The organism is Psychrobacter sp. TB67 (genome assembly GCF_000511065.1).
In the GTDB taxonomy this organism is placed as follows: Bacteria; Pseudomonadota; Gammaproteobacteria; order Pseudomonadales; family Moraxellaceae; genus Psychrobacter; species Psychrobacter okhotskensis.
The window spans coordinates 81,328-101,019 of sequence record NZ_AYYA01000082.1; the positions used below are offsets into that span (position 1 = coordinate 81,328).

Consider the following 19,692-nt stretch of genomic DNA (forward strand, 5'->3'; position numbering starts at 1 on the left):
AGTTTGACAAGAATGCTACAGTCATTTGGGCAAGCTCAAGATGACCTGCCAGCCATAGCTGCCAAGAATGCTCAGGCAACGGCTATCAGTCAAGATATAGAGGTGACTGATAACAATGATAAAAAAAATCAAGCGGTCAGTCAGCGTTCTGTACTGACGCCTCCTGAGCGTGCCGATCGTATTTGTGAAGCGTTATCGCAAGTCAATGACATTCGCTCGCCCACGCCACTGACCGACCGCTATTTGTCCAATCGCGCTGCGATGCGACCGACCAATAGACCACCTTTTGACCCCGATACCTTGTGGTATCTCAAACATGGACGCTGTCCGATTATGACTGAGCTTGTTGATGTGGTCGATGAAGCCACCCTAAATGCCATGCCTATTGAGGCCGTTGCGATACTAGACCGTATTAACGGCAAGCTAAAGCGCTACCGTGAGTGGAGCAGTGAGCTGAACGAGCAGCAACAGCAGCAACATAACGAGCGTCAGTTTGTCATTGATAAGCTCATATCTGAGAGCATTCCAGAAGCGCTACACCATTATGAACAACTACAGCGCTTTAGCCCGCATCGCACCAAAAATAATACCGTGCAAGGACAAATGACCGCAGGCGATATGCTCACCGATTTATTTTTAGAGATTGATTATGAGCTTGATGAATTATTAGATGAGCTACACCAAACGGTTATGAACAAACTTGCTTCTACCCATCGTTATGTCAAAAGTCGTACGCAAAGCTGAACGATAGTACTTGCACTCGTTCTCCTTGTTATAGTTAGTCCCAAATAAAATGAGTACAAGTATTATAACGCGCTACTGGTATAAATTTTCCTTGCTTGCTGTGACTGCGCAGACAGAGGCTACGAAAAATTCATCCCAGTAGCACGGTATTCATTTTATAATAAATCGACTATATTCAAGTTTTTAGGACTGCTATAAACATCATTAAAAATAATAATAAACTTTGCAAATCATTCTGCTAAATCATTTTATTCAACCATTAGGACACTCCAATGACCCAAGTAACTGCGATGCTCGTGATGTTTGTTTTATATGGGGTGTTACCAGTAGCAGGGTTATATCTAGGATATCGTGGTATCAAAAAAGTGACCGCACCTAAAATGCTGGAATACAAAGCAATGCCGCAGCTAGGTTATATCCCCGAAAAAAGCTTGCCCGTTGAGGTTAAAACAGCCCTTGAGCAAATCAATGAAAAAGGGGAGAAGCTGCGGGTCATTTATGGTGATACCAACAATGATGGCAAGATAGACGATAAAGATACGGTCAATGAAACCTATATCATGATTCAAAATTTGATGGACAGGCACGTACCACAAGCAGTGGCTGACTATCGACGCTTGCATGATTTAGATGTTGGGGAGGGCGCGCTTGCCGATAGTACTAAGATTAAGCACTCTAACGTCACTGGAAAAGAAGCGTTACTAGACGTATTGCGCACCATCAATACGCAATTTGACGATTTATTAAATGCCTCCTACCACCAAGACGGCCAAAAGCTACTGGCGACCAATCGATATTTACAACAACGTTTTAATAATCCTGCTATTACTACCGATATTCAAAAGCTTAATAACAATGTTAATAGGGTTAATAGTGTCAGTGATGCTGATACTAAGGTAAAAAGCCAAGCAATTGAAAGTCCAACTGGCGCCAATGACAGACAGGTGAGTGCTGAGGATATCAAACTGTAAATAAAGGCAAAGTCGTATGGTTAAAAGATGAAGAGTAAGCGTATATGAGCATCTTAATAGGCATTGGCATTGTGACGACGGTGACCACCTTCTATTTAGGTAAAAAAGGCTGGCAAGCGTTGCATAAAGCCGTCGGTATCACCCCAGGGGTGCCCACTTATCAAGATTATGATGCGCCGTTATCACTATCTACATTATCACCATCTACGTTGTTATCTACCATACATTGGCAACAGCTAACATTGAATACAGAACATCTAAAAGTTTTATCCGAGCCACAGTTGCGTCAATTAAAAGGTATTGATGAAAAAGTAAACAGCTATCATAATTATCAAAAAGAGCAGCAAGCGCAACATAAAACGCCTGAATTCACAGAGTCGCAGTTTATGCTGCACAAACTCTTGCATACTCGCTTGCCTGAGACGCTAACCAGTTATTATCATCTAGCAAAGGCCGATATAAGCACTAACAATATAAGCGCTAACAATATGAGTAATGGCAAAAAAGCGGAAGCCAATGAGTTATTACAGCAGGTATTCAACAATATTGAGAGTCGCCTAGATATATTATTAGCGCAGGAGGAGACGCAGCATTTACAAGACTTACGAGTGATGACACGTTATATGGATAGTCATCGTAGCTAAATCCTGAGTTGGTAAAGTGCTTATAAAAACGCATAAAAAAGCTGCCCATAATGAATATTCATTATGGGCAGCTTTTTTATGGTTTACGTTAAATCTAGCAACGACTTAACATAAATTTCGATTAACGCTTATCGTTGCGATCACGGGTATTGCGCGAACCGCGACTGGCAGGGCTACCGCTACTTTTTGGTTTCGCACTGCCACTACTATTACGGCTATCGCTACGAGTATCGGTGCGACGTGCTTTAAGTGGCTTATTTTTGATACGTTCTTGCTTTTCTTTTGCCGCACCATGCAGACCAGTACCGTGGCGTGGGCGTAAGCTGACTAAGTCTGTTAGAGTATTGATGTCTTTTTTATCCAGCTCTAAAAAGCGACCTGTACGCAGCTCTTTTGGTAACACAATCGTGCCGTAGCGCGTACGCAATAGACGGCTGACTTTGAGACCTTGTGACTCAAATAGGCGACGTACTTCACGATTACGACCTTCTTTTAGTCTGACGTGATACCACTTGTTGACGCCTTCACCGCCGCCTTCTTTGATGTCTTCAAACTGTGCCATGCCATCTTCTAACATAACGCCAGAAGTCAGCGCACGGGCGATATCAGGGGTAACTTCGCCCAATACACGTACCGCATATTCACGAGTCACTTCGCTAGATGGATGCATCAAACGGTGCGCCATCTCGCCATCATTGGTAAATAACAATAGACCGGTCGAGTTAATGTCTAAGCGTCCGACCATGACCCAGCGATCATGAGTTAGCTTTGGCAGACGTTCAAAAACCGTTGGACGACCTTCTGGATCGTTGGCAGAGCAGACTTCGCCTTCAGGCTTATAATATGCCAATACGCGACGACGCTTCTCATTTTCAGCCGTATATTTAATTTGACGACCATCAACACGGATCTCATCGCCTGGTTCGACGCGATCACCGATGGTTGCTGGGCCATTATTGACCGTGACGCGCCCAGACTTGATGACTTCTTCCATCTGACGACGTGAGCCAAGCCCCATACGGGCGAGGGCTTTCTGTAATTTTTCATCTTTCATAATCAATTCCTTGAGTCGGTGGGTTTACATTTCTCAATGTATAAATTTGAAGGGCATATTCTACGCTATTTGTGTTATATATGCAGCACTTGATTGTCATTAAAAAATTGCTTTAGTTATTAAAACAAAATATATTCAAATATTTGAATATATTTTAGAAAATTAGGTAACAACTGTCTAGGGCGTGTCCCTAATTCAGTTTGCAATGAATCATAGTACAAGCTAGATACAGCATAGACTTATAATTACGAGCCAATTTCTCGTATCTAGTCGCAATACTACGGAAGTGCTTTAGCCTTGCAAACGTGTTTTCAACTAAGTGTCGTAGTTTATATAAATAGTGATCAAACGCTACATCTGGTTGTTTAGCATTTTTTCTTTTAGGGATGACAGGGCTTATGTTATCTTGCTTTAGCCTAGTTCTAATGGTTTCAGAATCATAAGCTTTATCAGCAATAAAGTAGGTCGCATCCGTTAGCATCTCTATAATATCATCTACCGCTTGGCTGTCGTGGACGTCACCCCCAGTGATTTTAAAATTAATCGGGTTTCCATGCGAATCGACGGCGAGATGAATCTTGGTAGTGGTTCCACCTCGTGACTTTCCAGTAGCTCGAAGCTCTCCTCGTCTTGCGCCGCTTGAATGCTGATGACAGCGGATATAGCTTCCGTCTGCGAATACCCATTCTTCATCAATACTTGCTCGTAGGTCAAAAAAAATTGTTCCCACAACCCCTTTTTTGACAACCTATTAAAACGGTTGTAGGCCGTTTTCCATGGACATAGCTCACTCGGTATATCACGCCATGGCGCGCCTGTACGAAGTTTCCACAATATGGCTTCCATGACTTGTTTGTCGTTTTTCCAAGTATGACAGCCATGAGCCTTCATGGTACTTTGGAGTTGTTCCCATGTATTATCGGTGAGCACTGTTCTTGCCATAATTTAGAGAGCCCTGTTTGAAATAGTCTCTTTATTTTAAAGCCTTTATACTTACTTTTACAGATTAGGGACACGCCCTAATACCTATCATATTTATTGATAATAATATCTTAATTAAGAATATACATTGATTAGATATACTTAATCACATTGTATTTCTAAATACGCATATTTGCAAGTCTATAATGTAATCTTTCAATAAATTTTATGGTTAGATGAATTTATTACTATAGTCAGGTCAATATAAAAACGACACAGCGTGACGGGTATCAATTTTTTGTAGTCTCTGTCTGCATAGGCACAGCAAGCAAAAAAATTTGTACCAGTCATGTCTCATAATGTCGTATACCCATTTTATTTGTTATCGATTAGATGAGGCAGAAGGAAGAGGGAAATAGAAGGTGTTTGTATTCGATCAGTGCTCACTTATTAAATAATATCAAAAAAGTCGCTAACTGATTGATTAAGAACGTTTATAACGGCTACTTGAGTGCTAAAAAAGCAAACATTTGTAATTGTTATTAAGCAAAATTAAACGCTTCCTCAACGTCTAGAGTCACGTATACTAATGAGGCTCCATATATAAAATATGCCCACGGACGAGCACTAAAATCACTATAAGGATATTCAGATGTTAGGAAAAATGATGTATCAGCCGCTGCTGATTAGCAGCCTCATTGAGCACGCCGCCCAATATCATGGTGATACCGCTATCTTGTCAAAAGAAGTTAATGGCGAGATGACCAAGAGTGATTGGCTGACTGTCTCCAACAATTCAAAACGCTTGGCAAATGCACTACAAGCACTGGGGCTGAAGCCATCAGAGCGCATCGCAACCTTGGCATGGAACAATCGCCGTCACCTAGAAGCGTGGTACGCAATATCGGGTAGCGGTATGATTTGCCATACTATCAATCCCCGTCTATTCCCCGAACAGCTTGCCTATATCATTAACGATGCGGATGATCAGGCTTTGTTCTTCGACATTACTTTTTTGCCGCTGATTAGCGCCATTAAAGAGCATATCAAAAGCATTAAGCATTTTATTTACTTGGGCGATAGGGACGAAAAAGTCTTAGAGCAGTTGCCGAATGCTCTGTTCTTTGATGAATTGTTGGCAGATAATAGCCCTGATTTTGACTGGCCGCAGTTTGATGAAAAGCTGGCAAGCTCACTCTGTTATACCTCAGGGACGACAGGCAATCCCAAAGGCATCTTGTACTCTCATCGCTCCTCAGTCCTGCATGCGATGGCTTTGTGTATGCCGGATGTGTCCTCGTTATCTGCCCAAGATGTCTTGCTACCAGTCGTGCCGATGTTCCATGTCAACGCGTGGGGCACACCTTATGCCGCTGCTCTGACGGGCTGCTCTTTGATACTGCCTGGCCCCAATCTTGATGGAGACAGCTTGGTGTCTGTCATTGATGACTATAAAGTGACGGTGGCTTTGGGCGTGCCAACTATTTGGCAAAGTTTGCTAACCGCTGCCAAAAACAGAGGCAGTAAGCTGGACAGTATGACGCGTACAATCGTCGGCGGTGCAGCATGTCCGCCATCAGTTATCAAAACCTTTAGAGAAGACTTTAATTGTGATGCGATACATGGTTGGGGCATGACCGAGACCAGTCCACTTGGCACGATGAATCAGATAAAAGCCAAGCACAAATCACTCAGTAAAGAAGAGATTAACGAGCTGCGTAAATCGCAAGGTCGCCCTCCTTATGGTGTCAAGATACGTCTGATGGATACGGAACAAAAAGACCAGCCAGTTGCTGAAGATGGTGAGTCACAAGGGCGCTTGCAGATTCGCGGGCATTGGGTCATTGATGATTATTTCACTGAAAATAAAGATGCCATCACTGCCGATGGCTGGTTTGATACCGGTGATATCGCTACGATTGATGGCGATGGTTATATGAATATCCGTGACCGCTCAAAAGATTTGATCAAATCAGGAGGCGAGTGGATATCTTCTGTGGAACTAGAAAACATCGCTGTGGAGCACCCAGAGGTTAAGATGGCCGCAGCGATTGCAGCGACCCATAAGCAATGGGGCGAGCGTCCAGTGTTGATTGTCGTCAAAGAAGCGGATTCGGCAGTCGATGAAGCGCAAATTCTTGAGTTCTACCAAGGTAAAGTGGCCAGTTGGCAAATACCTGACAAAGTCGTCTTTGTCGATAATATCGTGCTCAACGGCGCAGGGAAAATGATGAAAAATAACTTACGTGATGAGCATGGTGATGTCTTGCTTGCTTAATCATATTTTTTATGAAAAAGTCCGCAAATAAGCGGACTTTTTTTATTTAACGTGCTTTATTCTAGACTTTCGGCATCATTGCGTTTCACAATTTTATGCTGATCTTCTGTGCTATCGACTTTCCAGTAGCTGGATATGTATAAATGCGTTTTTGGTATTGGACGCTCTACTTTAAAGTATTGACGTAGGGCGCGCATACTATGGAATTCACATGCCGCCCAGACCGCAGGTTGCCCTGCTAGCCAAGTAAGCGTTTTAGTATGTTCAAGTAATGGGCTGCTTTCTGCATTTGGATGTGCGTTTATTACCCAATGAATGTCAACGTTGTCTGGTTTTTTAAGTAGTTGCTTATCTGCTTCAGTGCTCACCTCAAGGACTGCATAGCCGCGTGCGTCCGCAGGTAGTTGGGCAAGATTGACGGTAATCGCCGGCAGCGCTGTCATGTCACCGATCAATAAAAACCACTCTGCCTCATTATTAATCAGCTTCTTTGGTCCAGGGCCGCCTACCCATATTTGCTCACCCACTTGGGCGTTACGTGCCCATGTTGAAGCAGGGCCTTCTGTCTCATGCAGCGCAAAATCGACATCTATCTCATTATCACGCTGGGCGCTGACAGTATAGGTGCGCATCAATGGTCGAGTGTCATCGCCTTGAGAAAACATCAGCTTGATATAAGCACTTTCTTGATCTGCTGGAAAATCAGTCAGTTCAGCACCGCCAAATGTGACGCGGCACATATGTGGCGTGATGTATTTGGTCTGAATGACTTCAAGCAATCTTGGATTGGGTTTTGCCATTTTAATACTTCCTTTCATTCCATTGTTTAATACCATAATGCATCATTCGAGAGAAAGCCAATCTATAAGACTGACATTCTCTGGTAATTGTAAGTCCTACATTGCCTAAAAATGGGCTTTTAGGCTGACGGACATTTGGCGTTCAGACCCCATCCAGCAGTTATTAATATCATAACAAGCGCCGACGTAGGTCTTATCAAACAGATTGTTGATACTCGCGCCGACAGTGAGCATCGGATTGATTTGATAATTGCCGCCGATATCTACCAAAGTCACGCTTGGCAGCGCATCTGAATTTTGTTTGTCAAGTTGCATACCGCCTTCATAGCGCACGCCAGCATTGAGTGTCAGTTTGTCTGTGGCGTAATAGTCTGTCCAAAGTGTGGCTTTATGCTTTGCCGTTTGTGCTGGGGTGTTGCCGATCACATCAGGGTTGAATTCATCCTCTGTAATCTCAGCATCGGTATAGCTGTAGCTTGCATTGATATCTACCCAGTCATTGAGCATGTGGCTGCCTGAAACTTCAAACCCTTTGGACGTAATTTCACCCGTTTGTGTTTGACTTCTATAGTTGATTTCGTCAGCCACCACTACATTTTTTTGGGTGATATCAAATACTGCTAATGTCCCTTGTGTGGCGCGATCGGCGGAGAGATATTTGACACCAGCTTCTAGTTGATCGGCGGTGGTGGGTCTGAAGGCTTCATTGGTAATGAAATTACTGCCAACGACTGGCTGAAAAGACTGAGAATAGCTGGCATAAGGCGATAGTCCATTATCAAAGTCATAGATAGCTGCGAGACGACCACTGGTTTTCGAGGCATCATTGTCAATAGTTTGATCACTATAGATGGCACCTTCAGAAGCCTTTGTCTGCTTAGTGATACTATCAAAATTATCGTGACGTAAGCCGGCTACTATCGTCAAATCTTGCCATTTCATCTCATCCTGTACATAAAACCCAAGCTGGCTTTGTTCGATGTCTTCATCTTGACGATAAGCGTCTAAAGGCAACATATCGGCATTGATTTTCGAAAAATCTGGGTTAGACAAATCAAGGTTTGGCGTGCCGTCCGCGCCAGCATCATAATAGGTGGCGGTGCTGTCTGTTTCTTGATACTCAATACCAAATAACAGGTTATGGGAGGTATTGGTAGTATCCAGCTGATAAGCAAGCTGATTGTCAGTGGTCCAGTTGTTCATACTTTCATCAGTGGTGTAGGCCACACGGTTTAGTATTTTGTCACTGCCGCTTACAAACCCGCTGTTGTACATATTACGCTGCTGCGCGTCGGCATCGGTATAGCGCAGAATGTGCTTGAACGTCAACTTATCATTGATGTCCCAGTTCACTGTGACACTGGGCATGAATACTTCTTTGCTAAAGCGATTCCATTTGTCACCCGCATAAGCATCACTGCTCAGTTTTCCATAGCTGGCATTATAGACAGTGCCAACGGCAGGTAGCGGAGTGGAGGGCACCATCTCTGGATCATCTTGATAAAACAGATTGGCAAGGACGGACACATCCTCTGTAGGTTGCCAGTCCAATGACGGATTGATCAGCGTGCGTTCTTCTTCTGTGGTCTGCATCTGCCCATCTTTTTTGCGTTTTAATGCCACTAGACGATAATTTAGCGTGTCTGAGATAGGTCCTGTGGTATCGACAGCCACTTCTTTTAAGTCTTGATTGCCGAGTCGCAGCTGCACTTCAGACGCTTGGGTGCTTTTGGGGGTTTTAGCGACTTGATTGACCATGCCACCTGGGGATGCATAACCATAAAGCGAGGATGCTGGTCCTTTTACCATTTCGACTGCTTCTGTTGCGTAAATATCGACTTGTGGCATCAGGTTCCAAGCACCATCGTAGGGCAGTCTTAAGCCATCATAAAAATTGGAGTAAGTTTTAAAACCGCGAATGTTGTATTCGTCAAAGATCGATACGGTACCGCGACTTTCAGCACTCACCCCTGGCTCATAACGTAATGCAGCATTGACACTGTCTGCTTGGCGTTTTTGCAGTAATGCTTGATCGATTCTTGTATAGCTCATGGGCGCATCATTGGGATCTAATGCAGTTTTTGTACCTGTACTGCGATAGCTGTCGGCATAGACAGTAATACTATCTAAGATGGCTGATGGTGTCGCAGTCTCATCAACATCATTATCAACGTCGTTCTCTACACTATTTTCGATGTTATTCGGTATCGTCTCAGCGTAAGCGGCGTGACTCAGACCCATTGCCAATCCCAGTTGCACGGCGAGTGTTAAACGTTTTTGACGAATGGATGTAGACGTTGAGATAAAACGCATCATAGCTCCTATAAATTATTATGAAATACTAAAAATTAAAAAAGGAATAATAACATTAATGATTATCATTATCATAAAAAATTTACAAATAAAGAGTTTTTGGAGATATTGTATGCAATAGAGCGATGCATACATCGTCAAAATGTATTGTATGTATGCTCTAAATTGGTGTGAGTCAAACAGATTTATATAGACTAAAAATATCTAATATGATGATAATTTCTTACTATAAACGATGGTGTTTAAATCGGTTTCCTCGTATGATACAGCCGTCTATTTGAAATCAACTTTGAGATCAATAAGTGGACAGGATTTATTAAAATTCTTGATAGATTTAGGTTATTCATTGAGCAACCAGAGATTGTTAAAGGTCATATTTATGAACAGAGGCACCCATCAACCAACTAACAATCAACGCTATTTTACGGTATGGCGCTGGCATTTTTATGCAGGCATGTTTGTCGCTCCTTTTTTAGTTATTTTGGCGTGTACAGGGCTTGGGATGATACTCATGTCTAACACCTCAGGGCGAGACAATGACCGTGTGACTGTGCCTACCCCAGAGTCGATGGTGCAAGCACCTGTCGCTACCCAAGCCCCTATCTCCACTCAAGCTAAGAACGCGCTCAACACGCTGCCCGATAGCACATTGGTAAAATACATTGCTCCTCGTGAGAACAATACGGTGGCCTTGTTTCAGGTGGTGTCAGAAGGGCATGACAATATGGTGTCGGTGAATCCTTACACGGCCGATATTGTTGACAGCATACCTACTAATAGTAGTTTGTATAACACTTTTGATGCTATTCATAGTGATTTGCTATTGGGTAAAGTCGGTGACTATATCCAAGAAACCACGGCCTCCTTGACTATTTTAATGATTTTAACGGGATGGTATCTGTGGTGGAAAAAACGTAAATCTTTCAAAGCCATGTTGGTTCCTGATGACAATACCACGCTGAAGAAAAAACGCCCATTTTTTCGAACCATCCATGCGACGCTAGGCAGTTGGATATCTATTGTGTTGTTATTTTTCTGCATTTCAGGCATGGCGTGGGCTGGTATTTGGGGCGAGCGAGTCGTGCAGGCATGGAGCCAATTTCCCGCAGGTAAGTGGGGCGTTGCGCCCATACCGCTTTCAATTGACCCCAGCCATAAACACCATGCTGGTATGGATATGACTAACGCCGCGCCGCACGTTCATGGTGCATCACCAGCCGTGGCTCCCACACATGGTGATGTATTAAACACGGGCAGTACCAAAGATGTACCTTGGGTGCTTGAGTTGACACCGATGCCCGTATCAGGGACGACCATGGGTAAGAATGGTATCGCGCCAAATATACCTATTATGATTGATACGGTGGATCGCTTTGTCCGTGAAATTGGTTTTGAAGGACGTTATCAGATGAATCTACCTCAAGGCTCGACTGGGGTATGGACGATTAGCCAAGATTCCATGAGCTACGATATGAAGAGCCCAACCGCGGATCGTACCGTACATATCGATCGTTATTCGGGTAAGGTTTTAACAGACATTCGCTTTAATGATTACAATCCCTTTGGCAAATTCATGGCAGCAGGTGCCGCTATTCATATGGGTACGCTGGGATTATGGAGCGTGCTTGCCAACGTTTTATTTTGCCTATCGGTCATTGCTATTTCTGTGAGCGGTTATGTTATGTGGTGGCAACGCCGTCCACGTCATTCCAGTGAAAAAGTGGGGCTAAACCCACCAGCACGCGGTCAAAGTTTTTCTATCTGGTGGCCGTTTGCAATTCCCTTACTGCTTGTGTCTATTATTTTTCCAACCGCAATTATTGCTATTATCGTCATCGGATTATTGGACTTTTTGGTGATATCGCGTGTTGGATTTCTACAGAAACTATTAAAATAAACAATCGACTCTTGCTTGTGATGAAAAAATGGGTGTCTTCTAGAAGACACCCATTTTTTAGCCTTATTGCTCTATTCTTAAATATTTATGCTTCAGACCATATGTATACCATTTCCAAAAATTTGGGTAGCAAGGAAGAGGAGTGCAAGTACTATTTTTTATAGAATAAGCGAGATTGACGTCGCTAATCATGCTTTTTGGGATTGGTATTACTTCAACATAGAGATGGCATCGGTACTGGCGCGTTGACGTTCTTCAGCATTCAGCTCGATCAATTTCCCCTCTTTCATCAGCAGCAATCGATCCGCATGCTCAAAGTAGCTGTCATCATGACTGATAATAAAAAGGGTTTTACCCAGCGCTTTTAGCTCAGGAATCAATGATTGATAGAATACGCGACGAAAAGCAGGGTCTTGGTCAGCAGCCCATTCGTCAAGTAACAGTATGTCCTTATGTTCAGCAACAGAGATTAACATAGCCAATCGTTTACGTTGTCCCTGCGATAATTTGTCCGTAGATAAGCGATGATCCGTCACACTGACTTTATCTTGCAAATTTAATTTATGCAGCCAAGTGGTTACTAGCGTCATATCAGGATCGCTGCCATGACTGCCAATCAATTGTTTAAAAAGATGCTGATCGCTAAAAATGGCAGAAAAAAGCTGTCGATAATCGGTATTATTTTTGGAGTCAATAAGCTGATTGTCTATATGTACAGAGCCAGTGGTAGGGGTAAAAATGCCTGTAATAATCTTTGCAAGAGTAGACTTACCGCTACCATTCGCACCAATCAAAAAGACCACATCGCCACGTCTTAAAGTGAGAGTGACGTCTTGTAATATATCATTTGAGTGAGCGGTTTTTTCTGTTACTAAGGCAGACGTATCAGCATCACTGTTGTCGTAACGGTAGTGAATATCGGTCAAAGAAATAGATTGCCAGTCTGTTGCGATGGTGTCAGTGGCAAACGCTGAATGATAATCCGCTAGCTCCAATGATTGTATTTTGTCCAAGGCAACTTGCGCTGTTTGCATGGTTGGATAAGCACCAACTGCATGGAGCAGAGGTGACTGCATAAATAAAATCGTTAAAGAAAAAGTGGTCGCGACGCCCATGGGTATATCAAGATAGTTGGACACGGCAAACACAACCCCAATCGCTGCAAACATCATGATGTTCGACCAGTTCACTGCCGATAAATGATACGTATCCGCTTTAATAATTCGCTCTTGATAAGACTGGGCATGATTTAAAAAATCATGTTGGTAGAGTTTTTCGGCGCGGTGATGGTTCAATGCGAGCTCTTTACGGCCCTCTATTATCGATTGATAATCTGCATATAACTCATCATTGATCTCTCTGATGGCGGTGAGATGGTGATAGACATGTTTAACCAGAATAGTACTTATCCAAATGGTCATCACAATCCAAACCATGATAATCAGTAATAGTGGCAATGACAGCCAGCCCAAATAAAGAGCGACCCCAGTAGATAAAATCACCCCTTGTACCAATTCTGGCATGCGGACAAAGGCAACGGTAATTGATTGAATGTCTGAGGACAGGCTGGCGAGTAATCGTGCGCTACCCAAATGGTCTATTTGTGGGACGTTGGTATCGATGATTTGTTTGACCAGCTTGGTTCTGAGCTCATAGACAAACTTGTGACCGAGACGGGTTAAGGCATATTGTGATAAAAAAGTAGTGACCAATAGCAGGACAACCAAGGCTGAGAATTGACCCAAACTTGCCCACGATAAGGTATTAAAAACAGGCTGACTAATAAAGGTGTGATTGATAAAAGCGATGATGCCCACACTGACAGCCGCATTAACCAAATTAAGAAAAATAACTTTAAGAAAGGGCAGACGATAGTGTGCCCAAATCATGTGGTATAAAGAAACGGTGGTGCGAGAGGACATAGTGGCTCAATAATAGAATATTTTTTTGCGTATTTTTGATGGTATAAAAGGGAGTAGGTTGTGCCTAATCCCTTTTATCTAAGTCTTATAAATATGGTTTAATCCGCATGTCTTAAAAGTCGAACGTCGCTGATACTTTTAACGCAGTAGGCTCACCGGCATTTAAATACCCAGCACCCGCATAACCGCCTACTGATTGCCAATAGTCTTCTCCTGTCACGTTAGTAACCACTCCTTTTAGCGTCACGTCTTGTCCAGCGAGCATGGTTTTGTAGCGAGCACCTAGATCTAACGTGGTATAACCGTCAACTTTTAAGCTGTTGGCGGCATCGGCATAACGTGCACCTGTGTGAATGATATCGCCGGTCAAAGTCATTCCTTCGAATGCCGCAACATCATATTCTAGGTTGACGTTGCTTTGTAGCGTCGGCAGTCCGATGACTCGATTACCGTCTAACGTCACATCGCTCGTGTCTTTTTGCTCAGCATTTAAGTAAGTAACACCAGCATTGAAGCGCATGTTTTCGCTCGGGCTACCAAATACAGTCAATTCCACCCCTTGATGGCGATTTTCTCCAGCAGCGGTAAACGTGTTTGAGTCATTGATATAAGCACGCGGCTCATCAGTGCGGAATATCGCCAAACTACTGCCAATCAGACCGTTGTCATACTTAACGCCAACCTCAGTTTGCTCACTCACATAAGGGTCTAAATCTTGACCACCATTAGTGACAGCACCACTACTATTAGTCAGAGGTGCCCTTGCGCCTGGCGCTAGGCTTTCGATATAGTTACCATAAACAGACCAGTCCATGCTCGGTTGATAGACGATACCGATACTTGGTGTCCACTCACTTTTATCGTAATCAGCCGTTTTAGCCTGAGTGTTAGGATCATAGCTGGTGGTTTTTATATTCTGATGACGCACGCCTAAGGTGGTTTTTAATTTGTCATCGAACAGTGATATGGTGTCTGCTAGCGCAAAGCTTTGGAATTGCTTCTCGTTGGTTAGTTTTGGATCGTCTAAGTTACCACCGAAGATTGCTGTGCTTGTAAAAGGGACCTCAGCGTAGTCGGTAGGGTGGTACAAATTGGTCGCAGGTTGATTGCCAAAATCAAACGCGAATGCCCCTTTTTCTTCTTGGTCATAGAGATCCGCTGCTAGTACCCAATTATGAGCCACTTCACCTGTTTGCCATTTACCACGCAGACCGAGCTCAGCACTTTGTACCAAATCTTTTCTAGAATTATCAAAGCGATAAAACGTACCTGCACCATCAACATTGTTGACGGTTAGATTGGCCAGTGAGTTTTCTTCCTCACCACTTCGCACACCGTAAGCACCATAAGCGGTAATATTATCAGTAAAATCATATTCTCCTCGAATTGTACCAAAGACATCTTCTTCATCTGAATACGTCCAAGGCTGCGCCCAATTCTTTGAGCCGTCTGGTGCTTTTGGTACTCTAGAAACACCAGCAAGTGTGACACTAGGACGAGTCTCTTTGAGTTTGTTGTCTTGCCAGCCCAAATCAGCTGATAGTCGATACTGATCGCCTCTATAATCTAATCCCAACGCCGCCAGACCCAGTGTCGAGGATTCATCATCAATCGCGCTGTCGCCATCTTGATAAGCGGCATTAAAGCGAACGCCAAACGCATCATCAGTACCAAAGCGATCACTGACGTCTACGGCAACTTTGCCTTGATCGCCCTGACCATAACCGAGTGTCACCTTACGTAGCGGGTCATTGCCAGCTCGTTTGGGCAGCAGGTTAATCGTACCACCAGCGTTACCACCACTTGGTGCTGCGCCATTGAGCATGGCGGATGCCCCGCGCTGAACCTCAACGCGCTCAAACAATTCAGTAGCGATATACTGCCTTGGTAATATGCCGTATAGACCGTTATACATCGTGTCATCAGAGGTTGTGACAAAGCCGCGCATAAAGTAGGCTTCTTGAAAATTGCCAAAGCCTCTAGCGACACGAACAGTCGGGTCTTTTTTGAGCAAGTCGCCCACACTTTGTGCTTGTTGATTGCTGATATATTCATTGGTATATGAGGTAGTAGAGAACGGCGTATCCATGATGTCTTGATTGCCCAAGATTCCGACGCGGCTTCCTGTCGCTACTTGACCCCCTTCATAGGCATCTGGTAACCCATCGGCTGACGCATCAGCGCTACTGGTCACGACAATCGCATCGAGTACCACACTTGGGGTATCTGCTTGAGAATCGGCACTTGCCTCTGTTTGTGCCCACGCAGCTTGACTTGCACCCAGTAATATTACCGATGTGGACAGACAAGATGAGCACAGTGATTTTAGTGAAAATGGATGGCGAGAGATGTCTAAGAGGTTAGGGCGAAATAAAGCAGAATATAAGCGAGACAGTTGCATGAATATTTCCAGCACGTAGGTTAAATGCATATTATAACGATAATCATTTTCATTACAATATATTACTAGATTAAATCTAAAGTTATTTTTATGGTGTTGAATGTCAGTTTTTGATAGGTAATATAATGAGTCGTCTAAAGTTGATAAGTGATCGGCATCAATGATTATTAATAGCTAAATTTATGAGCCATCTCAAATAGTTAATAGGTTGTCGAGTGCCTATTATTTACTACATGGCGGCTGCTTATAAACAGATAAAGATAATAATTATTGTGCACGCCAATAGACTTTGATGACCATGTCTTGGCGTGATAGACCCAGTGTTGATTTTAATTGCTGTCGTAATGATTTGATATTCGCTGCTTCCAGCGCACCCCATACCTTTCCAATCTTGAGAGGCAGTCTCGCAAATTGTGTCTTTAATAATACCATTATTTGCTCAGTAATATCAGTCGTTGGGGTATTAATGAGATGGCACAAATTGTCTTGCAAAAAATGCGCATCATGGCGCAGTCGATGACTGAGCGTTAGCGTCTGTAGATAACTGCTATCCTCTGGATCGTTAGTGATGGCAATGACTAAAGGTGGCAACGGATTCTGCCAGTTCTCTAATAGATTGGCCATCGTCGGCAGAGAGGTTTCATCACAGATGAGTAAGCACTGACCTTCGCTGAGATGTTCTGTCTTTTCTGGATATTCACGCACTGTTTTGATTTGCACGCCGCAGTCAAGCGCGCGAGCCCAGTTGCCTCCTGCCGTGTCGCCATGGATGTAGACGTCTATCCACGCTTGGACGGACGAGTTGCTCGAATCTTGCCATACTTTTCGCAAGGTATAATAGCGTTGCAAAGGCTTGTCGCTATCTCTTGAATGGTCTTTTGAAGAATTTTTCTGGGCAGATAAGCCGTCTGAATCTAGCTCAAACAGATACGCGTAACCGGGGTGAGATAGTGGCGTATTATCAGGCGCGGTTACTACTAATCGATACATATTGGGGCTAGCGTAGTAGCCATTAATGACAGTAAAACGCTGCTCTTGAAGCTTGATCGTACGCTTACCAAGCTTATTGGCAGAGGTTTGTAATAGCGTTATATATTGCTCTTGTAGCGTCATAGACTCACTAATAGGCGTCGTAAAATTGATAAAATATTGACTGCTGAGAGTGGCAGTGTTTGCTAAGGTTTCGGTGTCATGATTGGTGGTTGTGACATCCATTAATATCCCATCCGTATATAGCTCTTTTATCGAGGCGATATCGTACTCACTCACTGTCGTGGAAGTCCATGCATTGATAAACATAGCGAGTTCATCTTGATGCTCTTCATTGACATGACTTATAAACTGATCTTTATCAGCTATGTCTAACGGTGTTTTCTCGATATCGTACTGAGCAAGTGGTTGAGCCATAACATGTCATCCAAGCCAAAAATTCAAATAATCTTTGAACAACATTATATATGTTAATGATAATCATTAACATATATATTATGCTAATAATCTTTTTTATCGATTTACTGTCAGTGAAAGTGGCGCATAAGTGAAATGAGGTGGGCATAGATGCGGCTGATAATATCAGTTATGCTATCACTGTTTATGACGGCGCTTACTCAAGCAAAGAGCTGGCGTCGGTAGTGAAAATAATCAAACCGAGGGCTAGGTATGTCTGCAAGCAAAGAAGAAATCGTCGCCTTTATGACGGCAGAGTTTCCACAAACTAAATGCAGGGTTGAGGCAGTAGATGATAAGGGTTCGATCTTGTCGCACGAGATAGGTATCAATGAGCTGCGACCTGGTGGCACGGTCTCGGGGCCAGTGTTAATGAGTATCGCTGATGTAGCCATCTATGTGGCGATACTGGGAAAAATTGGCATTGTACCGTTGACAGTGACAACGAACCTGACCATTAACTTTTTGCGTAAACCCTCAGCAGAAGCCCGTATCATCGCCGACTGCACGTTGATGAAAGTAGGGCGCACACTAATTGTAGGTGAGGTTTCTCTTTATTCAGAAGGCTCTAGCGACTTAGTGGCTCATGTGGTTGGCACTTATTCTGTACCACCAAAATCTAGATAGACGATTTTAAGGCAAGGTTATTTGCTTAAGACAAGGCCATTTACTTAAAACAAAAGATGTTTGGCTAAATATCATTGAGCCTGCTAGCGGTAACTGAGTCCGCATCCCCTGCCTATTTGTGAATGCTAAACAGCTTCTAATATTCTATAGCTTCAAGAACAGCGCTTGCCCATACAGGTTGATAAAACGCTGCTAGTAGTAAACCGACGACCGCTGCATTGATGCCAGACAAGGCAGCTCTTATAGGTTACTTATAGCAAACCGCTATAATGTAGCCATTTACATCAGAATAGTTAAATTTTTGAGATGAGTGTTAGAAAATTAAGGTTTGAATAGCGAGGTATGTATGCCTTCTGCGCAAACTTCTAAGGAGACTGGTTCATAAGAAAGGAGTTAAACAACACCGCCTAAAGCAGCTTCAAAATTTAGTAGCTTCAAGACTTAGTAGCTCTGACAAATTCTGCTACCAACTCACGAGCAGGCGCTTCAATCAAGCACTGCGGACAATTAAGATAGGTCATCACGCAATCATTCAAATCGGTTAGCATATGTAATAACAAGCCCAAACCAATGATTTTATAAGGCTTAGGTAAAAATAGCATAGCCATATATACTGCCATCGCATAGTAAGTATGCAGTGGATGAAAGTTAATACTACAACGATTGGGCGAGAAAATAGGCGTGGCTAGCAAATGATCTAAATCTACTAGCATGGTTGCCAAGAGTATGAGGTAGACGCGCTTATAGTCGTCACGAAAAAATAGATAAGAGATAATCAGCGGCATGCCAAAATGTAGAAAATAATGGATAACGGTCTGAATCATCGTTTTTTCCAATTCAAGATAATAGTTTAAACAGTGCGCTGGTGGCAAAGGACAATCACACCTGAAAAAATGCGCGAACCCATCGTCTAATATATGGGAATTAGTCACCTAACTGTGATAAATATGCGCATCAAGTAACATGCTAATTTAGCATTTGGAGACACTAATAAATAGTATCTCGGTCTGGTAACGACAGTCAATTGAGCATAGAGCTGTATTTATTGCTATGGATATTTTTGGAGGTATTATGATTTTAGTAAACCAATCGCATCGAGTAGTAGCGTCAGCTGTGCTTACTTTAATGATTTGGGGGGTAAGCTTCTTTCTACATTTTTTTTGGGAAATGGCACAAGTCCCCTTTTTTGCTGACATGCCTGATGTGAGCCATTGGCAGGTAATCGAGCTTTGTACACGGGCAACTGTCGGTGATGCTAATATTGCTTTTAGTGCTTACGCGCTTGCGGCACTGTTTACAAGAGACTGGTTCTGGATCACAAAGCCATGGCGTCTATCGACTTTATTAATGTACTTTGCCGTTGGCCTGATTGTGACCATAATCTTTGAGTATTGGGCAACTGGAGCCGGTCAGAGGTGGAGCTATAGTGATCTTATGCCTAAAATGCCACTGCTTGGCACAGGTGTGTTGCCGCTTGCTCAGTGGGTGGTCGTCCCGATAGTATTGATCTACACTATCAAGTGGATGTTTCTTGGGTGGCTGGTTTCGAAGCGTACCGAATGCGAGTAGATCGAGTAAAGCGATAACCATACTCTCTCAAAGCTCTTCCGGAGTAGGCAATATCCATATCCTGACATGAAGTACTGCGCGATATATCGTTGAGAGGATGTTTAG

The 19,692-nt window shown here is 43.3% G+C and carries 15 protein-coding genes; 7 read left to right on the forward strand and 8 right to left on the reverse strand.

Annotated features, from left to right (window positions below; translation table 11 throughout):
- The first annotated feature begins 12 nt into the window (after positions 1-12).
- The 3 genes from W293_RS0114625 (at position 13) to W293_RS0114635 (ending at position 2,359) form a co-directional block, all read left to right on the forward strand.
- Positions 13-744 (forward strand): hypothetical protein, encoded by a 732-nt coding sequence (locus W293_RS0114625; RefSeq protein ID WP_025653133.1) that lies wholly within the window; start codon positions 13-15, stop codon positions 742-744.
- Positions 745-1,016: 272 nt separating this feature from the next.
- Complete coding sequence (locus W293_RS0114630) at positions 1,017-1,715, forward strand: hypothetical protein (protein ID WP_025653134.1); 699 nt, start codon at positions 1,017-1,019, stop codon at positions 1,713-1,715.
- A gap of 44 nt (positions 1,716-1,759) precedes the next feature.
- Complete coding sequence (locus tag W293_RS0114635) at positions 1,760-2,359, forward strand: hypothetical protein (RefSeq protein WP_025653135.1); 600 nt, start codon at positions 1,760-1,762, stop codon at positions 2,357-2,359.
- Positions 2,360-2,480: 121 nt separating this feature from the next.
- Here the strand turns inward: W293_RS0114635 and rluB are convergent, their stop codons facing one another.
- Together rluB and W293_RS17095 are read right to left on the reverse strand one after the other, a co-directional pair.
- The gene (rluB, locus tag W293_RS0114640) at positions 2,481-3,413 is read right to left on the reverse strand and encodes a 23S rRNA pseudouridine(2605) synthase RluB (RefSeq protein ID WP_025653136.1); all 933 of its coding nucleotides are present in this window, start codon (positions 3,411-3,413) and stop codon (positions 2,481-2,483) included.
- Positions 3,414-3,603: 190 nt separating this feature from the next.
- Positions 3,604-4,355 (reverse strand): IS5 family transposase gene (locus tag W293_RS17095; RefSeq protein ID WP_156915659.1). Its coding sequence is split into 2 segments (ribosomal slippage): positions 3,604-4,127 and positions 4,127-4,355, totalling 753 coding nucleotides; the frame shifts between segments, so codons are not numbered across the junction.
- A 631-nt stretch (positions 4,356-4,986) separates the two neighbouring features.
- Here W293_RS17095 and W293_RS0114655 point away from each other — a divergent pair.
- Entirely contained in the window at positions 4,987-6,612 is a 1,626-nt protein-coding gene (locus tag W293_RS0114655; RefSeq protein ID WP_025653138.1) for a long-chain-fatty-acid--CoA ligase, read from the forward strand.
- A 56-nt stretch (positions 6,613-6,668) separates the two neighbouring features.
- Here W293_RS0114655 and W293_RS0114660 read toward each other — a convergent pair whose 3' ends face one another.
- On the reverse strand, positions 6,669-7,412 hold the full coding sequence (locus tag W293_RS0114660; protein WP_025653139.1) for a siderophore-interacting protein: 744 nt from the start codon (positions 7,410-7,412) through the stop codon (positions 6,669-6,671).
- A gap of 105 nt (positions 7,413-7,517) precedes the next feature.
- Positions 7,518-9,725 carry a TonB-dependent siderophore receptor gene (locus W293_RS0114665; RefSeq protein ID WP_025653140.1) on the reverse strand — a complete coding sequence of 736 codons (2,208 nt, stop codon included), beginning with the start codon at positions 9,723-9,725 and terminating at the stop codon, positions 7,518-7,520.
- A 379-nt stretch (positions 9,726-10,104) separates the two neighbouring features.
- Here W293_RS0114665 and W293_RS0114670 point away from each other — a divergent pair, with 379 nt between their 5' ends.
- Complete coding sequence (locus W293_RS0114670) at positions 10,105-11,622, forward strand: PepSY-associated TM helix domain-containing protein (RefSeq protein ID WP_025653141.1); 1,518 nt, start codon at positions 10,105-10,107, stop codon at positions 11,620-11,622.
- 209 nt (positions 11,623-11,831) lie between these two features.
- Here W293_RS0114670 and W293_RS0114675 read toward each other — a convergent pair whose 3' ends face one another.
- The 3 genes from W293_RS0114675 to W293_RS0114685 all read right to left on the reverse strand — a co-directional run bounded on the left by W293_RS0114675 (position 11,832) and on the right by W293_RS0114685 (position 17,352).
- Positions 11,832-13,544: a multidrug ABC transporter permease/ATP-binding protein gene (locus W293_RS0114675; protein ID WP_025653142.1), complete on the reverse strand. Its 1,713-nt coding sequence runs from the start codon at positions 13,542-13,544 to the stop codon at positions 11,832-11,834.
- 112 nt (positions 13,545-13,656) lie between these two features.
- The gene (locus W293_RS0114680; RefSeq protein WP_025653144.1) at positions 13,657-15,945 is read right to left on the reverse strand and encodes a TonB-dependent receptor; all 2,289 of its coding nucleotides are present in this window, start codon (positions 15,943-15,945) and stop codon (positions 13,657-13,659) included.
- Positions 15,946-16,212: 267 nt separating this feature from the next.
- Positions 16,213-17,352: a siderophore-interacting protein gene (locus W293_RS0114685; protein ID WP_025653145.1), complete on the reverse strand. Its 1,140-nt coding sequence runs from the start codon at positions 17,350-17,352 to the stop codon at positions 16,213-16,215.
- A gap of 252 nt (positions 17,353-17,604) precedes the next feature.
- On the opposite strand from W293_RS0114685, the gene W293_RS0114690 reads away from it, so the two are divergent.
- Positions 17,605-18,018, forward strand: coding sequence for a PaaI family thioesterase (locus W293_RS0114690; protein ID WP_025653146.1), 414 nt, complete (start codon positions 17,605-17,607; stop codon positions 18,016-18,018).
- 434 nt (positions 18,019-18,452) lie between these two features.
- Here the strand turns inward: W293_RS0114690 and W293_RS0114695 are convergent, their stop codons facing one another.
- Positions 18,453-18,842, reverse strand: a complete 390-nt coding sequence (locus W293_RS0114695) for a DUF6122 family protein (protein ID WP_025653147.1) — start codon at positions 18,840-18,842, stop codon at positions 18,453-18,455.
- 343 nt (positions 18,843-19,185) lie between these two features.
- Here W293_RS0114695 and W293_RS0114700 point away from each other — a divergent pair, with 343 nt between their 5' ends.
- Complete coding sequence (locus tag W293_RS0114700) at positions 19,186-19,587, forward strand: hypothetical protein (protein ID WP_227502393.1); 402 nt, start codon at positions 19,186-19,188, stop codon at positions 19,585-19,587.
- Positions 19,588-19,692 lie beyond the last annotated feature (105 nt).